This window comes from Xanthobacter sp. NM-25 (genome assembly GCF_022138605.1).
Classification (GTDB): domain Bacteria; phylum Pseudomonadota; class Alphaproteobacteria; order Rhizobiales; family Xanthobacteraceae; genus Xanthobacter.
Map to the genome: position 1 here is coordinate 181,390 of NZ_JACBFS010000005.1, position 19,801 is coordinate 201,190.

18 protein-coding genes and 4 pseudogenes are annotated in these 19,801 nt (G+C 62.1%); 11 read left to right on the forward strand and 11 right to left on the reverse strand.

The window, feature by feature from the left end; translation table 11 throughout:
• Positions 1-32 precede the first annotated feature (32 nt).
• Both MEU52_RS15240 and MEU52_RS15245 read left to right on the forward strand, forming a co-directional pair.
• On the forward strand, positions 33-1,688 hold the full coding sequence (locus MEU52_RS15240; RefSeq protein WP_337927135.1) for a GMC family oxidoreductase: 1,656 nt from the start codon (positions 33-35) through the stop codon (positions 1,686-1,688).
• 73 nt (positions 1,689-1,761) lie between these two features.
• A pseudogene (locus MEU52_RS15245) lies at positions 1,762-1,923 on the forward strand (transposase); the annotation flags it as partial.
• A 93-nt stretch (positions 1,924-2,016) separates the two neighbouring features.
• Here MEU52_RS15245 and MEU52_RS15250 read toward each other — a convergent pair.
• Positions 2,017-2,406, reverse strand: a pseudogene (locus tag MEU52_RS15250) (alkanesulfonate monooxygenase); the annotation flags it as partial.
• Positions 2,407-2,736: 330 nt separating this feature from the next.
• Here MEU52_RS15250 and MEU52_RS15255 point away from each other — a divergent pair.
• From MEU52_RS15255 to MEU52_RS15265, 3 genes and pseudogenes are all read left to right on the forward strand, one after another.
• Positions 2,737-3,267 (forward strand): flavin reductase family protein, encoded by a 531-nt coding sequence (locus tag MEU52_RS15255; RefSeq protein ID WP_238122286.1) that lies wholly within the window; start codon positions 2,737-2,739, stop codon positions 3,265-3,267.
• Positions 3,268-3,406: 139 nt separating this feature from the next.
• Positions 3,407-3,679 (forward strand): annotated as a pseudogene (locus tag MEU52_RS15260) (hypothetical protein); the annotation flags it as partial.
• Positions 3,674-4,069: pseudogene (locus MEU52_RS15265) on the forward strand (integrase core domain-containing protein); the annotation flags it as partial. The pseudogenes MEU52_RS15260 and MEU52_RS15265, both read left to right, overlap by 6 nt.
• A gap of 156 nt (positions 4,070-4,225) precedes the next feature.
• Here the strand turns inward: MEU52_RS15265 and MEU52_RS15270 are convergent.
• From MEU52_RS15270 to MEU52_RS15295, 6 genes are all read right to left on the reverse strand, one after another.
• Entirely contained in the window at positions 4,226-4,612 is a 387-nt protein-coding gene (locus MEU52_RS15270; protein ID WP_238122285.1) for a (2Fe-2S) ferredoxin domain-containing protein, read from the reverse strand.
• A gap of 10 nt (positions 4,613-4,622) precedes the next feature.
• A complete protein-coding gene (locus MEU52_RS15275) occupies positions 4,623-5,606 on the reverse strand; it encodes a CobW family GTP-binding protein (RefSeq protein WP_238122284.1) in 984 nt (327 codons plus the stop codon).
• Between the two features lie 4 nt (positions 5,607-5,610).
• Complete coding sequence (locus MEU52_RS15280; protein ID WP_238122283.1) at positions 5,611-6,612, reverse strand: DUF6925 family protein; 1,002 nt, start codon at positions 6,610-6,612, stop codon at positions 5,611-5,613.
• Between the two features lie 20 nt (positions 6,613-6,632).
• The gene (locus MEU52_RS15285) at positions 6,633-7,154 is read right to left on the reverse strand and encodes a hypothetical protein (protein WP_238122282.1); all 522 of its coding nucleotides are present in this window, start codon (positions 7,152-7,154) and stop codon (positions 6,633-6,635) included.
• Between the two features lie 323 nt (positions 7,155-7,477).
• Positions 7,478-7,633: a hypothetical protein gene (locus MEU52_RS15290; RefSeq protein ID WP_238122281.1), complete on the reverse strand. Its 156-nt coding sequence runs from the start codon at positions 7,631-7,633 to the stop codon at positions 7,478-7,480.
• 11 nt (positions 7,634-7,644) lie between these two features.
• Complete coding sequence (locus MEU52_RS15295) at positions 7,645-7,872, reverse strand: CbtB domain-containing protein (RefSeq protein WP_238122268.1); 228 nt, start codon at positions 7,870-7,872, stop codon at positions 7,645-7,647.
• On the opposite strand from MEU52_RS15295, the gene MEU52_RS15300 reads away from it, so the two are divergent.
• From MEU52_RS15300 to MEU52_RS15325, 6 genes are all read left to right on the forward strand, one after another.
• Positions 7,871-8,065 (forward strand): hypothetical protein, encoded by a 195-nt coding sequence (locus MEU52_RS15300; RefSeq protein ID WP_238122280.1) that lies wholly within the window; start codon positions 7,871-7,873, stop codon positions 8,063-8,065. The two genes, MEU52_RS15295 and MEU52_RS15300, sit on opposite strands and share 2 nt — an antisense overlap.
• 323 nt (positions 8,066-8,388) lie before the next feature.
• On the forward strand, positions 8,389-9,537 hold the full coding sequence (locus MEU52_RS15305; protein WP_273546285.1) for a transporter substrate-binding domain-containing protein: 1,149 nt from the start codon (positions 8,389-8,391) through the stop codon (positions 9,535-9,537).
• A gap of 40 nt (positions 9,538-9,577) precedes the next feature.
• On the forward strand, positions 9,578-10,285 hold the full coding sequence (locus MEU52_RS15310) for an ANTAR domain-containing response regulator (RefSeq protein ID WP_238122278.1): 708 nt from the start codon (positions 9,578-9,580) through the stop codon (positions 10,283-10,285).
• Positions 10,286-10,845: 560 nt separating this feature from the next.
• Complete coding sequence (locus tag MEU52_RS15315; RefSeq protein ID WP_238122277.1) at positions 10,846-11,880, forward strand: aliphatic amidase; 1,035 nt, start codon at positions 10,846-10,848, stop codon at positions 11,878-11,880.
• Positions 11,881-11,953: 73 nt separating this feature from the next.
• Positions 11,954-12,781, forward strand: coding sequence for a CbbQ/NirQ/NorQ/GpvN family protein (locus MEU52_RS15320; RefSeq protein WP_273546265.1), 828 nt, complete (start codon positions 11,954-11,956; stop codon positions 12,779-12,781).
• Between the two features lie 11 nt (positions 12,782-12,792).
• Positions 12,793-15,000 (forward strand): nitric oxide reductase activation protein NorD, encoded by a 2,208-nt coding sequence (locus tag MEU52_RS15325; protein WP_238122276.1) that lies wholly within the window; start codon positions 12,793-12,795, stop codon positions 14,998-15,000.
• An 83-nt stretch (positions 15,001-15,083) separates the two neighbouring features.
• On the opposite strand, the gene MEU52_RS15330 is transcribed toward MEU52_RS15325, so the two are convergent.
• The 4 genes from MEU52_RS15330 to MEU52_RS15345 all read right to left on the reverse strand — a co-directional run bounded on the left by MEU52_RS15330 (position 15,084) and on the right by MEU52_RS15345 (position 19,771).
• Complete coding sequence (locus MEU52_RS15330) at positions 15,084-15,272, reverse strand: hypothetical protein (RefSeq protein WP_238122275.1); 189 nt, start codon at positions 15,270-15,272, stop codon at positions 15,084-15,086.
• 163 nt (positions 15,273-15,435) lie between these two features.
• Entirely contained in the window at positions 15,436-16,785 is a 1,350-nt protein-coding gene (locus MEU52_RS15335) for a tubulin-like doman-containing protein (protein WP_238122274.1), read from the reverse strand.
• Positions 16,786-16,946: 161 nt separating this feature from the next.
• Positions 16,947-18,959, reverse strand: a complete 2,013-nt coding sequence (locus MEU52_RS15340) for a nitric oxide reductase activation protein NorD (protein WP_238122273.1) — start codon at positions 18,957-18,959, stop codon at positions 16,947-16,949.
• Positions 18,956-19,771, reverse strand: a complete 816-nt coding sequence (locus MEU52_RS15345; protein ID WP_273546284.1) for a CbbQ/NirQ/NorQ/GpvN family protein — start codon at positions 19,769-19,771, stop codon at positions 18,956-18,958. Before MEU52_RS15345 ends, MEU52_RS15340 begins: the two co-directional genes overlap by 4 nt.
• Positions 19,772-19,801: the final 30 nt, after the last annotated feature.

Here is a 19,801-nt window from a genome sequence, read left to right on the forward strand (position 1 = left end):
GTGCCTTGCCGCCGCACATACAACGAGGCGGGATGATGGAACGCCGAGCAAAGGTCTACGATTACATCATCGTTGGAGCGGGATCGGCGGGTTGTACGCTGGCGAGCCGTCTCACCGAGAGCGGCAGCTATCGCGTCTTACTGCTTGAGGCCGGAGGCTGGGATTGGCATCCCTACATCCACATCCCTTTGGCCTGGGGTAAGATCCTTGGCGAACGCCGCCATGACTGGATGTATTTCACCGCTCCCGAAACCCGCCTGGACAACCGCGAGATTGAGTGCGCGCGTGGAAAGGTCATCGGCGGATCGTCGTCAATAAATGCAATGCTCTATTGTCGCGGAAACCGCGATGACTATGAGCGTTGGGCGGCGAGTGGTTTGCCGGAATGGGATTATGCCCATGTCCTCCCGTATTTTCGGAAGCAGGAAAGCTGGGAGTTCGGCGCCAACACCTACCGCGGTGGCGATGGCCCTCTGAATACGATGGTCACGCGTTACCAGGATCCGTTGATCGAGGCCTATTTCGAGGCCGGTCGTGAGATCGGGTATCCGACCAATCCCGACTACAATGGGAAGACACAGGAGGGGCTCGGCTATGTGCAGTCGACAATCCGTTCAGGACGGAGGTGCAGTGCCGCAGTCGCGTACTTGCGCCCGGCCTTGGCTCGCGACAACCTCCAGGTCATCACAGGTGCGTTGACGACAAACATCAGCTTTGAAGGCACCCGCGCAACGGGGGTTGAATTTCAGCACAGGGGTCGAAAGGGTCAGGCGGAAGCCGAAAGAGAAGTAATTATCTGTGGTGGAGCGATCAATACGCCACAGATATTGATGCTATCTGGCATTGGTGATCCTGCCTTATTGAAGGCGCTCGATATTCCCGTGAGAGCCGCGCTGCCCGGCGTCGGGAGAAATCTGCAAGACCATCTGTCTGTAGCGGTCGATTATGATCGAGCGGCGCCCGGCCCTTTTCATCATGCCATGCGCGTGGACCGCATAGCAAAGGACGTTCTGAATACCTATTTCAGAGGAAAAGGCTTCGCTACCGAGCTTCCTGCCGGTTTTACGGGATTTGTCAAAAGTCGGCATGATCAGGTTCTTCCAGACGTTCAGTTGATATTTCGCGCGGCCCCATTGGCAGCCTGGCCCTACCTGGAGCCGTTCCGCAAGTCCTTCCCCGATAGCTTTGCATGCCGGGCGGTGCTTCTGCGCCCACACAGCCGGGGGCATATTGATCTTGTGTCCAAGGACCCGACCGCGCGGCCGCGCATACTGCAGAACTTTCTCGCCGACAGGCGGGATTGGGAGACCCTTCGGGCCGGTCTGCGGTTGAGTGCGGAGCTTGGGCGGCAGCGGAGTCTGATGCCCTATATCCGCCAACAAAAGAGCCCGGGCATCGCGCCTTCGGATCATGAGCTCGACGCGCACATCCGCGGAACTGCGTTGACGGCACACCATCCACTCGGCACATGCAAAATGGGGCCCTCTTCGGATTCTTTCGCTGTGGTCGGCTCCGACCTGCGGGTCCATGGGATGGAGAGCCTCCGCGTGGTCGATGCCTCGGTCATGCCAGATATGATCGGCGGAAATATCAACGCTGCGGTTATAATGATGGGAGAGCGAGCGGCTGATCTCATTCTCGGACGCAGGATGTCACCTGGTGCGCATTTGTCGTCGCGGCGAGAGTGAGCGATGCGTCAGCTGAACCGCCCCTAGAGTCTTAGACGCCTTCTTCCCTAAATTCTGAGGCAAGGAGGCCCCGATGAGCAAAGCGAACTTCACCGAGGACTTCAAGCGCGACGCGGTCGTTCAGATCACCGAGCGGGGCTATCCGGTTGCGGAGGTGGCGGCGCGGCTGGGGGTCAGAAAGTACTCACTCTACGAGTGGAGGAAGCGGTACGGCAAGGTGGTCGCCACGAGGCGAACAACGTCCCGCTGAAGCCGCCGCCAACGACAGTGACGGACCGGCGCGACCCGCCCCCCGGCAACATGGCGTGGTGCTCCTCTTGGGTTCCGCTCAGGGCGCCGAGGCGCGGCGTTCCTCAGGGACGATGACATTGCCGATGATCTCGCCGAGCGGCCCGCGATGGTTGGTCACCACCCCCGGAGCGCCGGTTCCGGCGGCGCGCGGCAGCAGCAGCAGGGCACTTTCGCCGAAGCGGTAGGCTTCCTCCAGGTGGGGATAGCCGGAGAGTGCGAACGTATCGATGCTGATGGCCATGTATTCCTTCATGCGCGCGGCGACCGTTTGCGGATCACCCACCAGCGCCGTGCCCGCGCCGCCGCGCACCAGGCTGACGCCGGCCTACAGGTTGGGGGCCACTTCCAACCTGTCGCGGCGACCGCCATGCAGCGCGCTCATCCACCGTTGGCCGTCCGAATCCATGCGCGCGAACACCTGTTGCGCATCACCTCCCGCGCCCTGTGGGAGGTGCCCAGATGACGGCCACCGCCATGGGTAGGGAGGAGCCACGGGACATTGGCGTGCTCGGCTGCGGGCCGGGCGGATCTGCGACAGTCTCGGACATGGGTGGGCTCCGGCTTCACAGATCGACGCCAGGAGGACGGCGTCGATTTAAATTCAATAAAATATCTAGATATTATTGACTATATGAAATGGCGCTGTCTATCCTTTTTCCCGAACTAACGCCTCCGCGCCATTGCGGAGGCTTTCGACCACCCGCCGCGTCGCCGTCCCAACCGGGCTCGGCCGCCGCGGCCCACCGATGGCCCTCAGATGAATGCTCATTCAGCCGCCGTTGCTCCCGCCACCACAGCGCTGCCGCCTGCCTCCCTCGCTTTCCGCTCCGCCATGCGCAAGCTTGCAGGAGCGGTGAGCGTGCTCACCGTCGGCGCAGGCGAGGAGCGCACCGGGCTTACCGCCACCTCGGTCAGTTCGGTGTCGGTGGAGCCGCCAACCCTGCTCATCTGTGTGAACCGCACCGCCTCTTCCCTGGCGCCGCTGCTGAAGTACCGCGCCTTCGCCATCAATGTTCTGCGCCCCCAGCACGAGGAGGTGGCGGGCCGCTTCGCGGGCAAGGACGGGCTCAAGGGACAGGCGCGCTATGAGGGCGCAGACTGGACCCGCCTTTCCACCGGCGCGCCGGTGCTCGCAGACGCCCTCGCCACCTTTGACTGCGAGCTGGAGGATGCCATCGAGCGCCACTCCCACGTCATCGTCATCGGCCGGGTGGTGGCCTCCCGCATCACCGAGAATGCGGAGCCGCTGCTTTACTGGGCCGGCGACTATCGCCGCCTTGCCCTCTGATCCGGCGTTGAATCAAAGGACTTCTCCCATGTCTTCAGGTCGCGCCTCCGGCATCAATCGCCGCCGCTTCGCCCTCGCTGCTGCCGCGCTGGCCGGCAGCCTCATCCTCTCCGCCGCGCCGGTTTCGGCGTAGGACAAGGTGGTGCGTATCGGCTACCAGAAGTACGGCACCCTCATCCTCTTGAAGAGGCGAGGCCTGCTGGAGGAGGCCTGCAGCCCCTCGGCTACACCGTGAAGTGGGCCGAGGCCCAGATCCGAGAAATCCATAGACCCACACCAAACGCAGCCCCTCGGCTACACCGTGAAGTGGGCCGAGGCCCCGGCCGGTCCCCAACTGCTCGAAGCGCTCAATGCCGGGGCCGTGGACTTCGGCAATGCAGGCGAGGCGCCGCCCATCTTCGCCCCGGCGGCGATGGTGGACACCTCGCTCTCCGGCGCCCGCGTGGCGCGTGAGCTCGACGAGGTCATCGCCCGCCGCGGCCGGCCTTGCATGATCGTCTCCGACAATGGCACGGAGCTGGTCAGCCGGGCGATCCTCGGCTTCTGCGAGGAGACCGCCATCGAATGGCACGACATCGCACCGGGCAAGCCGATCCAGAACGCCTTCGTGGAAAGCTTCAACGACCGCCTGCGGGATGAGTGTCTCAACGAGCACGCCTTTTCCTCGCTTGTCGAGGCGCGGCGGATCATCGAGGCTGGGTACAACACCGTCAGACCCCATACGAGCCTCGGCGGCCTATCGCCGTCGATGTTCGCGAGTCGGTCCCATGAGGACCAAAACCCAGCCGGGCCTAACTTATGACCGGCAGGAAAATGGGGGCACGTCAATCTCAATGGAAATCAACAAACGTGGTCTGAAGACGACGCTCGCGAGACGATAGGCATGGCAGGGCAACAAGATCGTGGCGCTCGGCTTGTGGTCGTGCTCAAGCTGTTGGGGTCGATGGCCGGCATGTCACTACCCGTGGATGGTGTCGGGATCGATCGAGAGGACGAGCCTTTCCACGCGTCTGCCGCCGATGATGTGCGAGCGCAGGATTTCGGCGACGTCATTCTCATTTTCGAACCTGTACCATGCAGCTTCCGGATAAATGACCAGGACGGGACCATGGCTGCAGACGTTCATGCAGCCTGCGTGGTTGATGCGGATGCGCCCCAGGCCGAGCGCCATGGCGAGGCGGCACATGTAATCGCAAAGTTCGCGACTCCCTTTTCCGCCGCAGGAGCCCCGCCAGTGGGTCGGCGGTCGCGCGTTGGTGCAGCAGAAGACGTGAATGCGATACACCGGCTCATCGCTCGCAGGCGGAGGGCGACATGCCTCTGGGTCAACATGCTCTTCGCTCATTGGCCCGATCCTAGCTGGCCACGCATTGCCTGAACCCCTCCACGAATTCGGCGCGGTCGAGGTTTCGGCCGATGACGACAAACTGTGACATGGGCGTCTCATCATCGGTCCACGGCCGGTCCTGACGCATGGTTGTCAGCATGCGCACGCTCTGAAAAACGATGCGTTGGGGAAACCCGCGCGCATGAAAAATGCCCTTGGTGCGGTAGAGATCTTGTCCACGGGCCTGTGCAATGGTGTTCAACCAGATCGAAAAGCGGTTCAGATCGATGGGCCGGCTCTCTTCCAGAACGAACGAGGCGACCGCGTCGTCGTGCTCATGCTCATGATCGTCGAGAAACGCTGGATCCACTTCCAGTTTCTGCACGAGATCGAACGCGCCGACGCCAATGACCTTGTCGAGGTCGATCCGGCTATCCTGGGTGTGGTGGATGCGGGCCAGCGGATTGAGGGCGCGGATGCGGGCTTCGACCGCCTTCAGTCGTTCGGCATCCACCAGGTCGATTTTGTTGATCAGGACGATATCGCTGAAGGCGACCTGCTCAACCGCCTCGTTGCTCTGATCGAGATTTGCATCGATGTTGACGGCATCCACCAGGGTCACGAAGGCGTCGAGCTGGATACTACTCTTCACTTCGTCGGCGACGAAGAAGGTGGAGGCGACGGGGGCGGGATCAGCGAGGCCCGTCGTTTCGATCAGGATGCCGGTCAGATCGTCTGCCCGCTCGCGAAGCCGCTGCAGCGTGTCGATCAGATCGCCGCGCACAGTGCAGCACAGACAGCCGTTGTTGAACTCCACCAGCTCGGCCTGGTCATCCTGCACGACCAGCTGGCCGTCGATGCTGATCTGGCCGAATTCATTGACGATCACGGCGATCTTCTTGCCGTGCTCCTCGTGCAGGATGTGATTGATGAGGGTTGTCTTGCCGGAACCAAGAAAGCCCGTGACGACGGTGGCGGGAATGCGGCTGTTCGCCGATTTTGCGGGCGGCATCGTCCTATCCTTCCGTGGAAATTGAGCTCAGGGACAGCATTCGAGAAAGCGGCCTGTCGAAGGCGCGCTCCCAATCGGGGCGGTCGCTTTCTTGCCTGCGCCAGCGACGCTGCCTCAGGGCGACTCGAATGCAGGACAGCTCGGCGCGTGTCGGCGCGCGCCGGTGGCCGAATAGGTTGCTCAACGCATTCGGTGGCAGCGACAAATCAAGCATATGCTCGACCTGTCGTTTGAACCGGGCAAGAGGCTGGTCGCCATAGCGATCGATCAGACTTTGAAACGCCGCGTGGCGGTCGATTGCGTTCGTTGCATGGGGATGGCGGGGCCGTGGCGGGAACACGTAGCCAACCGGAACAAGCCCGGGAGGGATGGGCGCGATATTGGCGTGTGTTGCGGAGCCCGACAGCAGATTTGGAATGAGGTGTCGCCGTTCCGGATGGCACGTTTCGATGCGTCCCAAAGCCGTCTGGAATATCCATGTGTCCGCGTGAAATCGTTCGGCACATTCGGCGGGCTCGATCGACTGGCCCGCCACGGCGCATAATTTGTGCCCGATGTCACTCGCGTGGGGGCGGACACATACGTCGGCATAGGGTGTTTCCAAACCAAGATCGTAGCAACACAGATCCCGTTCGGACGCATCGAGAGCATCCGCATCGGGTCCCATGGCCGTGACGTACGGTCGCTGGGACATTCGTGCCTGCTGCTCCGGCAGGCAAAGCGCGACGCCATGATTCCAGCTTTCCGGATCCGAGCTGATCATTTCGAAGGCAATCAGCTGAAATCCGTCACACATCTTGAGTGCAATTCGAGCCGTCGCGGTCGCCGCTTCCACCCAGCCGTCCCGGACGTCGACGAATGTGCGGGGCTCGCCCGGAAACTGCCCCACGGCGCCAAACGCCCCCAGGCTAAGGGCGCATTCCGGATCGGCTATAGCCCCGACAAGCCAGGCGAAGCTGGGACCGGGCGTGTGCTCTGGCAAATGGAATGTGGCAGCGCTGTTCATCGCTCTGATCCGTTTCCGCTTCAGGATCGGCTTCTGTTTCGAGCTTTACTGACCGCCCGCCGTCCAAAAGCGGCCGTCATTCCGCCTGCCAGACCAATCGACACAAGCCAACCCGCCGCGACTGTCGGTTGAACCGGCGCGATAAATTCACCCGTATGGAATGTCTCCGCGCTGCTCTGGCAGAGGACAAACGCCAAGGCCGCTGATCGGTCATTCTCGATGGAGGCGACGATCCGGGCAGCCTGCGCATGAGCCTCCGGCTTGGTCGCCAAATGCTCAAGGAGGGCCCAAGTGCCAGCCAGATAGGCATGGGAGCATCGATTGAAGCTGCTTTCCTCATTCGTGATGGCTCCCGGAACGAGCCCCCACAAGCAGTATGTCTTCTGAATTCTGGTGTAGTTGAGCAGCCGGCGGAACCGCTCGTCGGTGCGGGTCTGGCGTTCAGCTAAGGCGATGATGGCGCCATAGTAAGGGGCCACGAACGCCATGTCGGAGTGAGCGATTGCCGAGATCTCGAGCCCGCGCGCCTCGGCACTGTTCATTTCTGCGCCAGATCGGTGTGCCTCGGCTGCAGTCGCGGCCACAAGCAGCAGGATGCCGAGAGGGAGCGCAGACCAGGGGCGGGTTGGTGCGGCGGCTGAGCTGCGCCTTGATGTGCGGTCCGGCAAAAATCTCTTCATCGTCTTGCGCCTCGGATGGCACGCCCTTGAACGGCGCGACGTGCTGGTTTTTTGCCTCAAAACGACCGCTCTTTCCGTCTGCAGAGCGTCCCGCATTCGCAACATCGTGCCCCGCCCGCTCTCGCCGAAGACTTGGCCGCTCTCAGCCTGGCATCAGCTCCCGAGCTGATTCCGGCTCTGGGTCGTCAGGCTTTTGCGACGGCGGGTGCGGCGCCGCCTCCGTGCGCCTCGCTCGCCATGGAACGCCTGAGCGTGGCTGCGCCAAGGGATCTCGGCAAGCCGATGGCAACGCTGGCGATCAATCCGGCCAGCATTCCCTTGAACAAGAGCTTTCCGGCCATGTTTGGGCTCCTCAGTGGCAGGGGAAACCGAGCAGGTGGCGGGCATCATGGACGTATTCGTGGACATAGGAGCCCGCGAAGACGGAGAGGGCCCCTTCCTCGACCCCGACGAAGTAGATGGCGAGCAGCATCATGAGGCCGCCGAAGAGGGCCCATGGCATCACCTCACGCAGCGGGATCGGAGCGGGGGTGGCAATGGATCCCGAGAATTTGGCCTGATGCTGCAAGAGTGTGGACATGGTCATCCTCCTGGACAAGGGGGTTCTGGACAAGGGGGTTGAAAAACGCAAAACGCCCCACGCGGCCCGGCCCAGGAAGGACGAGAGCAGTGGGGCGTTGATGCCGAAAATTTTGGGTAGCTGTATTGCTGGCAAAAAATTTGCATGGCTTTTCCAGCCTGTCAAGCGCTGCTTCAAGATCGCCCTCAGGTAAGGGTTGGTCGAGTGGTGCAACTCCAGTGTGTTGCCGTGAGGCCGCAGATGAGGACCGGTTGTTGGTAAGAGGTGTTACGTTGGGGACGGCAATTCATGGTTGCCGGTATGTGGTGAAATGCAGTCACCTAAACATAGAGTTGACAGGGCTGGCGCGGCTCTTCTAGCTTTTCCGCGACCGGCTGAGCGAGCCATAAACCCGATGTCTTCTGCTGGGTAACCCCTATTTTCTTCCATTTTCGTGGCAACGAGTGGGCGTTGCTTTTGTCAATCGGAAGGATCCGGTGAAAAGTGGAAGGCGCCATGCAAATGCAGGGGTTGAATATGCACGGCAGCGCAAACGGATCTTCTCGCGGCGGCGCAGCGACATCCGAGCCCTGGCATGTCGGGGTCCTCTTTTCGAGGACTGGCTTCATGTCGGTCATTGAGGAAACACAGCTTCGTGGCACCTTGATTGCCATAGAGGAAATCAACGATGCCGGCGGCATCAATGGCCGGCCGATCGTTCCGATCATCTACGATCCGGGTTCCGACGTGCGGTCGTACGGGCAGTATGCGAAGCGTCTCATGGTGGAGAATGGCGTCTATACAATATTCGGTTGCTACACCTCGGCGAGCCGCAAGGCGGTGCTTCCTGTGGTCGAGCGTCTCAATGGGCTCTTATGGTACCCGACCTTATACGAAGGGTTCGAGTTTTCACCGAACGTATTATACACAGGAGCGACGCCAAACCAGAATTCAGTCCAGCTATGTAAAATGTTGATGGAGCAGTTTGGTACGCGTTTTTATTTTGTCGGTTCGGATTACGTTTATCCACGCGAGTCCAATCGGGTCATGCGTGAGCTCATTCAGGGCAATGGTGGGACAGTCGTCGGTGAGCGGTATCTCAAGCTGGAGGCGGAGCGGAGCGAATTCGCGCCAGTCTTGCGCGATATCAGGGAAGTGCAGCCTGACGTCATCTTCTCGACGGTCGTCGGTGAGTCAACGACCTTCCTATATCAGACCTATCATGATTTCGGTCTTAATCCGAAGTGCCTTCCCATTGCGAGCTTGACGACAACCGAAGCCGAAATTCGCGCCATGGGGTTCGACGTGGGAGAAGGTCACTACACTGCGGCATCTTACTTTCAGGGCGTGCAGACGGAAGGGAACAGCCGGTTCGTGAGCCGATACCGTGAGCGATATGGTGAAGACGAACCCACGAATATGTGCCTGGAGGCATCCTATTTTCAGGTGAACCTTTTTGCCCGAGCGTTGGAACGGACCAATTCTTTGGAAACCTCACTCCTGCGCAATTCGGTCATGGGCGCCGAGTTCGATGCGCCGCAGGGGGCCGTATCGATCAATCCCTTGTGGGGGCATGCCGATGTTTGGGCGCGCATCGGCAGGGTCAATCGGCAGGGCCAATTCGACATCGTTTATCAGTCGCCATCCAATGTTAAGGCCGATCCTTACCTCGTAAGCCATGGTTGATGGGGGCAAGACGAGAAATGAGCAGCGTGGAGAGCGCGAAATGAGCAGTGCGGGGGGCACCGGCGAGACGTCGAGCAAAGAGCCGGCGGCCGAGGGGCGGCAGCTTGAGCAACGTTCGGACTTGGGTTCAGGCGTGAACCGGCTCGCCGGCCGAGTCCCCTCCGGGGACCAGCGTCGGCCGGGTGCGCGCTCGAGCGAGCTCAACGTCGCCGTGATCGTGGAGCGCGACGACAACGGCGAGTTTCTCATTCGCGAGCTTCAGCGGCTAAGGGCGGTTGTTCGACACATCTGGCCGGTGCCTGCGCAACTGCCCCTGCAGCATGACGTGATTTTTTGCCTGCTTTCGGAGGATCTGCCGCAGCGGATCCCGTGGGTGCCGGGAGAGCCCTCTTCGGCGTTGGTCGTCGTCGATGATGGCAAGCAACCGTTAGACTTGAAGTTGATTCACAATTGTGCAGGTCATGGTGTGCTCCACTTTCCTGCAACCTCCCGCGCGATTCAGACGGTGCTGATGCTTTCGCGGGAGAGTTTCCAATATGAGCGTCGTTTGCGGGGGCGTATCGACAAGCTGGACGACAGCCTGCGCACGACACGGCTCGTCGAGCGAGCGAAATCCCTGTTGGTCCGGACGAAAAACCTAACGGATGAGGAAGCCTACAGCTTCCTCCGTACGCGAGCCATGGAGAAGCGCGTTACGATTGGCGCAGTGGCGTCGACCGTGATTGACTCGTATGAGCTGCTCGGCTAATAGAATTACGTCGTATTCGGCAATAGCGCCGTAGTGAAAATGATGTAGGGCCTGTTCTCTTGCGGTGGCGGGAGGCGGGCTCTTTTTGTGTGCCGCAACACGGCGGTACTTTTCGGCGTGCGTGCCGATCTCACAATCTCACGTGGCAACAAGGCCCTGACATGATCCGTCCGACCGGGCGGACCAGGGCCTTTTTTGTTGTTGGATGACGAATGTGACCACTCCAGATCCTTGTCTTGAAGAGTTGCGGCCATGCGATGGGGTGTTCTTTGCCGTTTGTCGCGCGGTCAGCGCGATCGGCATCGCTCTCCATGTGTCTGGTCGCGGACCTCAGGGACGTTTCGGCTGCGTTGCGCCGGGAAGGGCGGTCTTCCGTCGGATGTGTGCGCGCGCTGCGGTCTATCCCATGTCAGCCAGAAAAGTCACCAAGGCTGTCGAGAGTCCGTGGTCCGGTGTCTGCGGCCGCGGCGAAGATCTCTTCCGCATGGTGCCAACGTTCTCAAGCGACGTTGCCTCTTCTCCCGCCTCAGATCGTAACGCGAGAACTAAGGAGATCCGTCATGTTCCACGGAGACATCACCAGCAGCAACGACACTGTTGGTGTCGCTGTCGTCAATTACAAGATGCCGCGGTTGCATACCAAGGAGGAGGTTCTCGAAAACGCGCGTAACATCGCGACCATGATCGAGGGCATGAAGGTTGGTCTGCCCGGCATGGACCTTGTGATTTTCCCGGAATACTCCACCCATGGAATCATGTATGATTCCAAGGAGATGTATGAGACTGCCTCGCAGGTTCCGGGCGAGGAGACGGCGATCTTCGCGGAAGCCTGCAAGAAGGCCAATGTCTGGGGCGTCTTTTCGCTGACGGGCGAGCGCCACGAGGAGCATCCCAACAAGGCGCCCTACAACACGCTCATCCTCATGAACAACAAGGGTGAGATTGTGCAGAAGTATCGCAAGATCATGCCCTGGGTTCCCATTGAGGGCTGGTATCCCGGAGACTGCACCTATGTGTCCGAGGGTCCCAAGGGCATGAAGGTCAGCCTCATCATCTGTGATGACGGCAACTATCCGGAGATCTGGCGCGATTGTGCCATGCGTGGCGCCGAACTCATCGTCCGCTGTCAGGGATACATGTATCCGGCCAAGGAACAGCAGGTGCAGATTTCCAAATCCATGGCCTGGGCCAACAACGTCTATGTCGCGGTGGCCAACGCGGCCGGTTTCGATGGCGTTTATTCCTATTTCGGCCATTCCGCGATCGTCGGCTTTGATGGCCGCACGCTCGGTGAATGCGGAACCGAGGAATATGGGATCCAGTACGCTCAGCTTTCCGTGTCGGCGATCCGGGATGCGCGGCGCAACGGCCAGTCCCAGAACCATCTCTTCAAGTTGCTCCACCGCGGCTACACCGGAATGATCAATTCGGGTGACGGTGACAAGGGTACCGCGGCGTGCCCCTATAATTTCTATGCCAAGTGGGTGAGCGATCCCGAGGGCACTCGCGAGATGGTCGAGGCGATGACCCGCACCACCATCGGCACGGAGGAATGTCCGATCGAAGGGATTCCGAACAGTCCATCGCATCGCTGACGCTCCGACGAGAGGCCTCCAGCGTGAAGGCGCTGGAGGCTGACGGCACGCCGGTCGATACGACAGGTAGGACATGGCTGGTCAGCGGAAGGGGGCACATGTGTCGATGATGGACGCCTACCGTATCGCCGAGGAACCCTATTACCGGGATGTGGGCCACGAGGTGGAGCTGTTCCGTGCGGCTTATGACAGTCGGACGCCGGTCATGCTGAAGGGGCCGACCGGATGCGGCAAGACACGTTTCGTGGAACACATGGCGTGGCGCCTCGGCCGGCCGCTCATCACCGTCTCCTGCCACGAAGACATGACGGCCTCCGACCTGGTCGGGCGCTATCTTCTGGATGCGGAAGGCACGGTCTGGCATGATGGGCCGCTGACACTGGCCGTGCGCCATGGCGCGATCTGCTATCTCGACGAGATCGTCGAGGCGCGGCAGGACACGACCGTCGTGATCCACTCGCTGACCGATGATCGCCGTATCCTGCCGCTCGAGAAGAAGAACGAGGTCGTGGCCGCCCACCCCGACTTCCACGTGGTGATCTCCTACAATCCTGGATACCAGAGCGTTCTGAAGGATCTGAAGGAGTCGACGAAGCAGCGGTTCGGCGCCATCGCCTTTGCCTATCCTGATCCGGCGATCGAGGCCGAGATCGTCAGCCGCGAGGCGGGTATCGAGCGGGGAATGGCGGACAAGCTGGTGCGCATCGCGGAGCGGTCGCGCAATCTGCGCGGAAAGGGGCTCGAAGAGGGCGCCTCCACCCGCGTGCTGATCAATGCCGGCCGGCTGATCGCGAAAGGCGTGCCGCCTGACCGAGCCTGCCAGTTCGCCATGGTGGTTCCCATCACCGATGATCCCGACATGCGCGATGCTCTTGCCGGGGCGATCGATGCTTGCCTCTGACAAGGTGCGCGATGACCTTGATTGCGAGACGCAAGGAAGATGCGAGCGGTCCGATGGACTGGCAGGGGCGGTGGCGCGCCGCGCTCCGGCGCATCGAACAGGCCGGCTACGGCGCAAACGTCTATGATGCCTACACGGCTGCGGGACCGGCGCTGTGGCGCAATATCGGTCCGGGAGCGGCCGTCGATCTCGGCCGATCGGTCTCTTATGTGGCCATCCGAAGCGGCAAGAGAGCCGCTGCGCTTCTGCCGCCAGCGGCGGTGGAGGCGTCGGAGCGTCTTGCGAAGCCGGAGCATTTCGCAAGGTGGCTGGAGACGGTGGACGCGCTTGCCAAGCAGGCGCCCCGGTATGTGCCCCTCCTGCTGGAGCGGACGGGGCGGCTTCTGGGCGTCCTGGATATCCAGGCCTTCATCGCCTTCGTTCGCATGGGCCTCAGCATCGGGCGATCGGACAATGAGCGGGGCCGGGCTTTCTTCTCGCTCGCCAGCGCGGAGGCGTTGAGGCTGCTGGGCGATGGGGGCGTGGAAGCCTTCGCGGATCGCCGCGCCGCGCTGCAGGCCTATCTCACGGCCCTTTGGGCCATCCATCCGCCGCTGGTGGAGGTGCCTGCCGATGCCCCCGAGCATTTGCGGCGCCGGCCAGGCTTCGGTGGTGGAGGCATTCGTCTGCCGAGCGCGTTCGCGGGATTCAGCGCGGACGATCAGACGGCGCTCTACCGAGCGGCGCTCGCCCATATCGGCGCGCACCATCGCTTCTCCCGCACCACCTTTCCGTCCTTCGGGCTCAAGCCTCTGCAGATCGCCTTGACCTCGCTGATCGAAGACGCGCGCGTCGAGCGCCTCGCGATGGCCGCCATGCCCGGGCTGCGCCGTCTCTGGGGGCGCTTTCACATGGCGCGGCCGGAAGGCGCGCCCGTTGCGATCGCGCTGATGGCACGCCTGTCCCGTGCGCTGTTCGACAGTGACTATGTCGATCCGCACGGCTGGGTGGAGAAAGGCCGGCGCCTGTTCGATACGGAGGCCGCGAGCGACATCACCGACCCGCAACTGAGCCGCAGGATCGGCGGGCTCCTCGGCAACGATATCGGCCAGATGCGCCTTCAGTTCGATGCCAGGGCCTATGTCGTTCAGCCCGCCTATCGGGATGACAATCTCGGCCTCTGGCACTTCGATCCGCAGGAAGATCTGCCCCCGCTGGAGATGGATGCGGTGTTTGAAGGGGCCGTGGTAACCCGGCAGGACGGCGACGGCGGCCGGAGCGAAACCGATCCGGATGCCGGCCATTCGGCGGGAAAGCTCCGCCAGGGCTGCGACGACGAAGGGATCGTGTCGGCCCGCTATCCGGAATACGATTATCTGAGTGGTCATTTTCGGCCTGCGTGGTGTACGGTTCGGGAGGTTGCCCCTGCAATGGGGACTGCCGCCGCCACCGCCGTCTTGAGGGACACGCGCTCCGATCTGGTGGAGCGCCTCTCGGCGCTCATGCGGTCCGCGCGCATCAGCCGCCAGGAGCGGGTGAAGCGGCAGCCGGACGGCGAGTATCTCGATGTGGACGCGAGCATCGCCGCGATGGTTTCGCGTCGTGTCGGCGAGATGCCGGACACGCGGATCTATGGTCGTTATGAGCGTCGTTCGCGGGATATTTCCGTGCTGCTGCTGATCGACGTGTCGCGTTCGACGGCCGACACGACCCGGGACGGGGCGGCGCGGGTGATCGACGTGGAGCGCCTTGCCGTATCCGTCATGGCGCGGGCCATGGAGAGCCTGGGCGATCCATTCGCGGTGGCCGCCTTCTGCTCGAATACACGGGACGATGTTCGCTACTGCCGGATCAAGGATTTTGGCCAGCCGTTCGATGAGCGCTGCATGGGGCGGCTTGCGGGGCTCGCGGGCGATTTTTCAACACGTCTCGGGCCGGTGATCCGGCATGGCGGCCATTATCTGCGGGGGCAGGGCACCTACCGGCGCCTTCTCCTCATCGTGACCGATGGCGAGCCCTCCGATATCGACGTGGACGACCGGCAATATCTCGTAGAGGACGCCCGCACTGCCGTTCGGGACCTGAAGCGGGATGGCATGGATGTCTTCTGCGTGACCCTGGACTCCGGCGCGGAATCGGCCGCTGAACGGATATTCGGGCGCAAATGGTCGCTCGCGATCTCTTCCCCGGACGAGCTTCCCCAGCGGTTGCCGCAGCTTTACCTGAGGTTGCGATCATAACCTGAAGCGCCACGCCGTGGCCCCTCAACCGTCGCATCGGTGCGGTTGTCCCGCTTGTCGTCCAGGGGGAGGGAAGGATCAGATCAGGTGCCACAGCATGTCGCGCAGCCGCGCGCGTGCGCGGCGGTTGCGTCGCGATAGCGCTCGATCCCTGGCAGGTGTGCGTTGATCCGGACCAGCTTCCGCGCAGTGACCGGATTGAGCTCCATCCGTGCATCGAAGCGCTTCGGCAGGCTGGTGCAGCTGTTGCCGAAGCGTGGGACGACAGTCATCTGCAACCTGCTGTTGGACGATGCCGCACACCGCTTCCGGCGGCTCGTTACAAGCGCGCCGTAAGCCGTACTTCCTTCCGTTTACATCGGACCGAAACGTGCACGCACGCTTTGGTCCGATGACCCGTCCGCAGCAGACCAGCAACCGCCTTGCCGGCGGGGATCAGGCCTGCTCGAGCGCCTTTGCATTGGCATCCGCAGGTCCCGGCACAGGGTCAGCGCCGTATGCCGTCAAATCGCTCTTCTTGACGGAAGGGAGGATGATGTTCGCATAGGATGTCAGTTCATCGAAGAACTCGCGTGTGAACGCGTGATAATTGTCGTCGCCTGCCTTCAGGTAGAGGCCCTTCAGCAATTTGCCGAGCTCGTCCATCATCATGCCGTTGCGCATGTTCCGCGACGTATAGATGTGCGCCTCCACGTAGTCCGTCTTGTAGCCATCGGCGAGCCCTGCATAATTCGGCACGAAGCTGATCCATTGCTGCAGCATGGCATCCCACGTGGACCGCGCCTGGCCAGGCAGCACCTGAACCCCGGGATGGCTGAATTTCGCGACGTTGAACATGATGGTTTTGCCGCCGGCCTTCGCCAGGACCCGTGCCAGGTGAGCGCCATTGTCTGAAACCGCCCAGCGCATGACGGAGTCCGCGACAAAGCGATTGGTGACCAACTGCTTGAAGTGCTGGCGGATCTCCTTCTGCCCGGTTTTTGTATAGGCGGTCAGGCGTTGCCAGCTGTGCTCGGTGGATACGATGAAGCAGCCGCCGGGGAAGGCGCTCTTCTCCGCTGCCCCGGACATTGTCCGATCGATGTCCTCGATCGCCATCGTCTGCGCCAAGCTGTTCTGATAGACGCCGTCGCCGCTGTGGCTCAACTGGGCGAGGCCGACCAGCCGGACGGTCTCGCCCAGCCCCAGCTTCCCGAGTTCCCGGGCGATGTCGAATGCCATCCCGCTGCCGGTTCCGCCGGCGAGGCCAAACGCGATGAGTACCGTGGACGGATGCCTGGCGCGCTTGACCTGATCCGCGAAGCGCTGCAATGCGCCGGCGATCGGCTTGTCATCAAGATAAAGGCCGAAGGCAGCGATGGCCTTGGCGATGGCGCGGGGGGTGTGCTCGCCCGGCTTCGGCAGCTGGAGCGCCTTTGGCAGGGGCGACAGCAAGCCCTCTCCGCCGGCAGTCGTGTAGAGGGGAAGCACGGCGTTGATCTTCGGCCCGAAGGTCGCTTGGTCCGGGATGTCGAGCACCAATGACTCGTAGTGGCACTTTTCCGCCGGGATTCCCCGCGACTTGAGACGGGCATCGAACGAACGTGCATAGTCGTTGGCCACCTGGATATCGTCGTCGCCGATATCGATCAGGAGGCCAGCCAGTGTCGTTCCGTCTTGCGTGAGATTGTCCTCGGCCTCGCCGGTTCGAAACAGCGCCTCGACGTAGACGGCGCCCGTGCGGCCGAGGCCGATGACGTGGACACACTGGGGTTCGGAATTCTTCGTCGTGTCTGCGGTGGACATCGTTGTATTCCCCTCACTCGTGATCGTCGGTTGAGACGTTTGTGCGCTTATAAAATGAATTAGTGATTTTCGCGCTCACATTGAGTTGCATTTATAACTATAACATTTGAGCACAGTATTTTATGTGCGCGAACATATATAAAATTAGTCTGAAAATGCTGCTAAGCCGCCAGAATCCGGATGAGCGTCTTGTTCGTGTTGCTGGTGAACGCCGATGCGCGTTCAATGATCAGGAAGTTGCGCGTGCCGAAGATCCGGCGCACGTAACGGTCGGCGCGCCGGTCGAGTGTCAGGCAATAGGTACGCACTTTCTGTGCGGCCGCACGGACGACGGCGTCGCGTGCGTCCTCGACGAGATAATTCTCTTCGACGACATCGATGTCCGCGGGTTCGCCGTCGGTCAGGAAAAGGATCACCTTGCGATCCGTCATTTCAGCAGCCAGAAGCGTGGTCGCATGGCGCAATGCAGCGCCCATGCGGGTCGACAGGCTACTGGTCAATGCCGCGAGCCGCGCCCGCTGCGGGCTGCCGAACGGCTCGTCGAAATCCTTCACTCTGCTGTAGCGAACCTCGTGACGGCCGTTGGAGGAAAAGCCGTGCACCGCGACCCGGTCGCGGTCGGCGTCCAGCGTTTGCGCGACGATGGCTGCGGCCTGCTTTTCCAGATCGAGCACCTTGGTGAAGCTGCCGGCAGAGAAGCGGTCGGTCGACGTTGAAAGATCCATCAGCACGACGACGGCCGTCGAGCGCCGGCGCCGCCCGTGGTGGAAGAAGATGCGTTCATCGGGCGCAAGACCGGATCGTTGCTGAACGACGCTCTCGATCGCCGCGTTCAGATCGAGTTCATCCCCCTCCGACTGGCGCATCAGGCGGATGGACCGATCCGGGATGCGTGCCGATCCCTGGCGATGCGCGCCGCCGTGGAGCGCGAACCGCGGCGGCTCCGCGATGCCCCGACGCTCTGGCGCCTGCTCGACAATGGTCGTCCAGTCCTCTCGCAAGGTCTCCAGGCGGTGGTCCCATTCCGGGTAGAGATAGCGAGGACGCAGATCGATGTTCAAAAGGTCCTGCGCCGGGGGCGTCTCGCGCTGCGCGCCCGCTTCGAGCACCTCGATGTCGACAGGGGCGTCCTCATCCACCGGCAAGGCGAGATCCCGGCTCCACAGAAGAGTGTTGTCGTCGCGATACGCTGGGACGGGGTGGCTGTCGCGGGGCAATGACAAGCGCATCTTGCCGATGTCGATGGAAAGCGTCCGCGCGAGGCGATCGAAGGCTGAAATGTCGCACAGGTCGCGCGCCGCAGCCTCCTCGAAGAGCTCGCGTCCCTTGCCGACCCATGGGTTGGAATCGGGATAGGTCGGATCGTGAAGGGCCCGCGCAAGCCGCGCCATCAACCCGGCCAGCTCGGCGCCGGACCTCTCCTTGTTCGCGGTGTGGAAGAGTCCCCAAAGGGAGTGCAGCCCCGGATGCTTCTGCGCCGTGAGCCGTTCGACGCGCGCGTCTTCAATAAGAGCCGTCATGGCCAGCAGCACGGGACGTCTGTTGCCGGCTGCGCGCGCCAACGGTGAATGGCACAGATGCGCAGCGACATGGGCAAGCATGGCGCGCAGGAGGAGACCACGTTGCTCGGGGTCGATGCCGTCGAAGCGGCGCGGAAGACGGATCACCTCATTGTCGACCGTCGGCGCAGGTGACGGCTCTCCCTCTCCGCGCGGCTCGTGGAGATCGATATGGTGGTGCGCGATGCCGAAGCCAGCCAGGTAGTGAAGCAACGTTCCGCGCTGCTCCAGAAGATATTCCGTGTCGTTCCGCGTGCGCCGATCGAAGAACAGCTCGGGGTTGGCCCGGTCGAAATAATCAATGCGATGCCCGGGGGCGTTGCAATGGCGCTTGAGGCCATGCAATGCCCATCTGCGAACGCCATGGGTGTCAACGGCCATTCCCGGTTGGAGGTGGAGCCGTTCGGCGAAAACCCGCGCGGCATCGGGGGCTTCGGCGGCGATCTGTGCGATCAGGTCGACCATGTCGGCCAGTCCCGCCTCGTGTTCGAGATGTTCCGCCAGGCCGGGCAACGCGGCGACGATGGCCTCATGGGTCGCGGCGTCGACCGCCCGCAATGCCGCCAGCCGCCGCGTGAGCGAAGGCCTTTGAAGCGCTTCCGCCTGCAGTGTCATGGCCAGGGCCCGAACTGCGCCTCCACGAAGCCGCGCAGGGCCGCCTGAAGGTCGCCGTCATCCGAAAGGGGGACCGTCATCGCGAGCGCGCAGGCATCGTGCGGGGAGATTCCTTCAACAATGAGAGCGCCGGCATGTACCAGCATGCGCGTGCTCATGCCTTCATCAAGGCCTCTGCCGCGCAACATGCGCGATTGCGCGGCCACCGCAACGAGCCGTTCGGCGATGTCACTCGAAATTCCGCTTTCATGCGTGACCACCTCGGCTTCGATCGCGGGCGGCGGGAAGTCGAAAGCGATCGCACCGAACCGTTGAGCTGTCGAAGGTTTCAGGTCCTTGGCGGCGCTTTGGTATCCCGGGTTGTAGGAGACCACCAGCCGGAAATCGGGGTGCGCCCGGACCACCTCCCCGCGCTTGTCCAGATGCAGAATCCGGCGGTCGTCGGTCAGGGGGTGGATGACGACGGTGGTGTCCTGACGGGCTTCGACAATCTCATCGAGGTAGCAGATGGCGCCATGACGAACCGCCGATGTAAGCGGGCCGTCGTGCCACACGGTGCCTTGGGAATCGAGGAGCCAGCGCCCCAAGAGATCGGAAGCGGTCATGTCCTCATTGCAGGCCATGGTGATCAAGGGCCGCTTGAGCCGCCACGCCATGTGCTCGACGAACCGCGTCTTGCCGCATCCCGTCGGCCCCTTGAGCATCATGGGCAGGGCGCGCGCCATCGCTGCGGTGAACAGCTCAACTTCATTGCCCGCGCTGCGATAATAGGGCTCATCCTCTATCAGCAGTGGGAGAATGCGGTCGTCCATATCGGCCTCTCGTGGGTGTTCGGAGCCGCT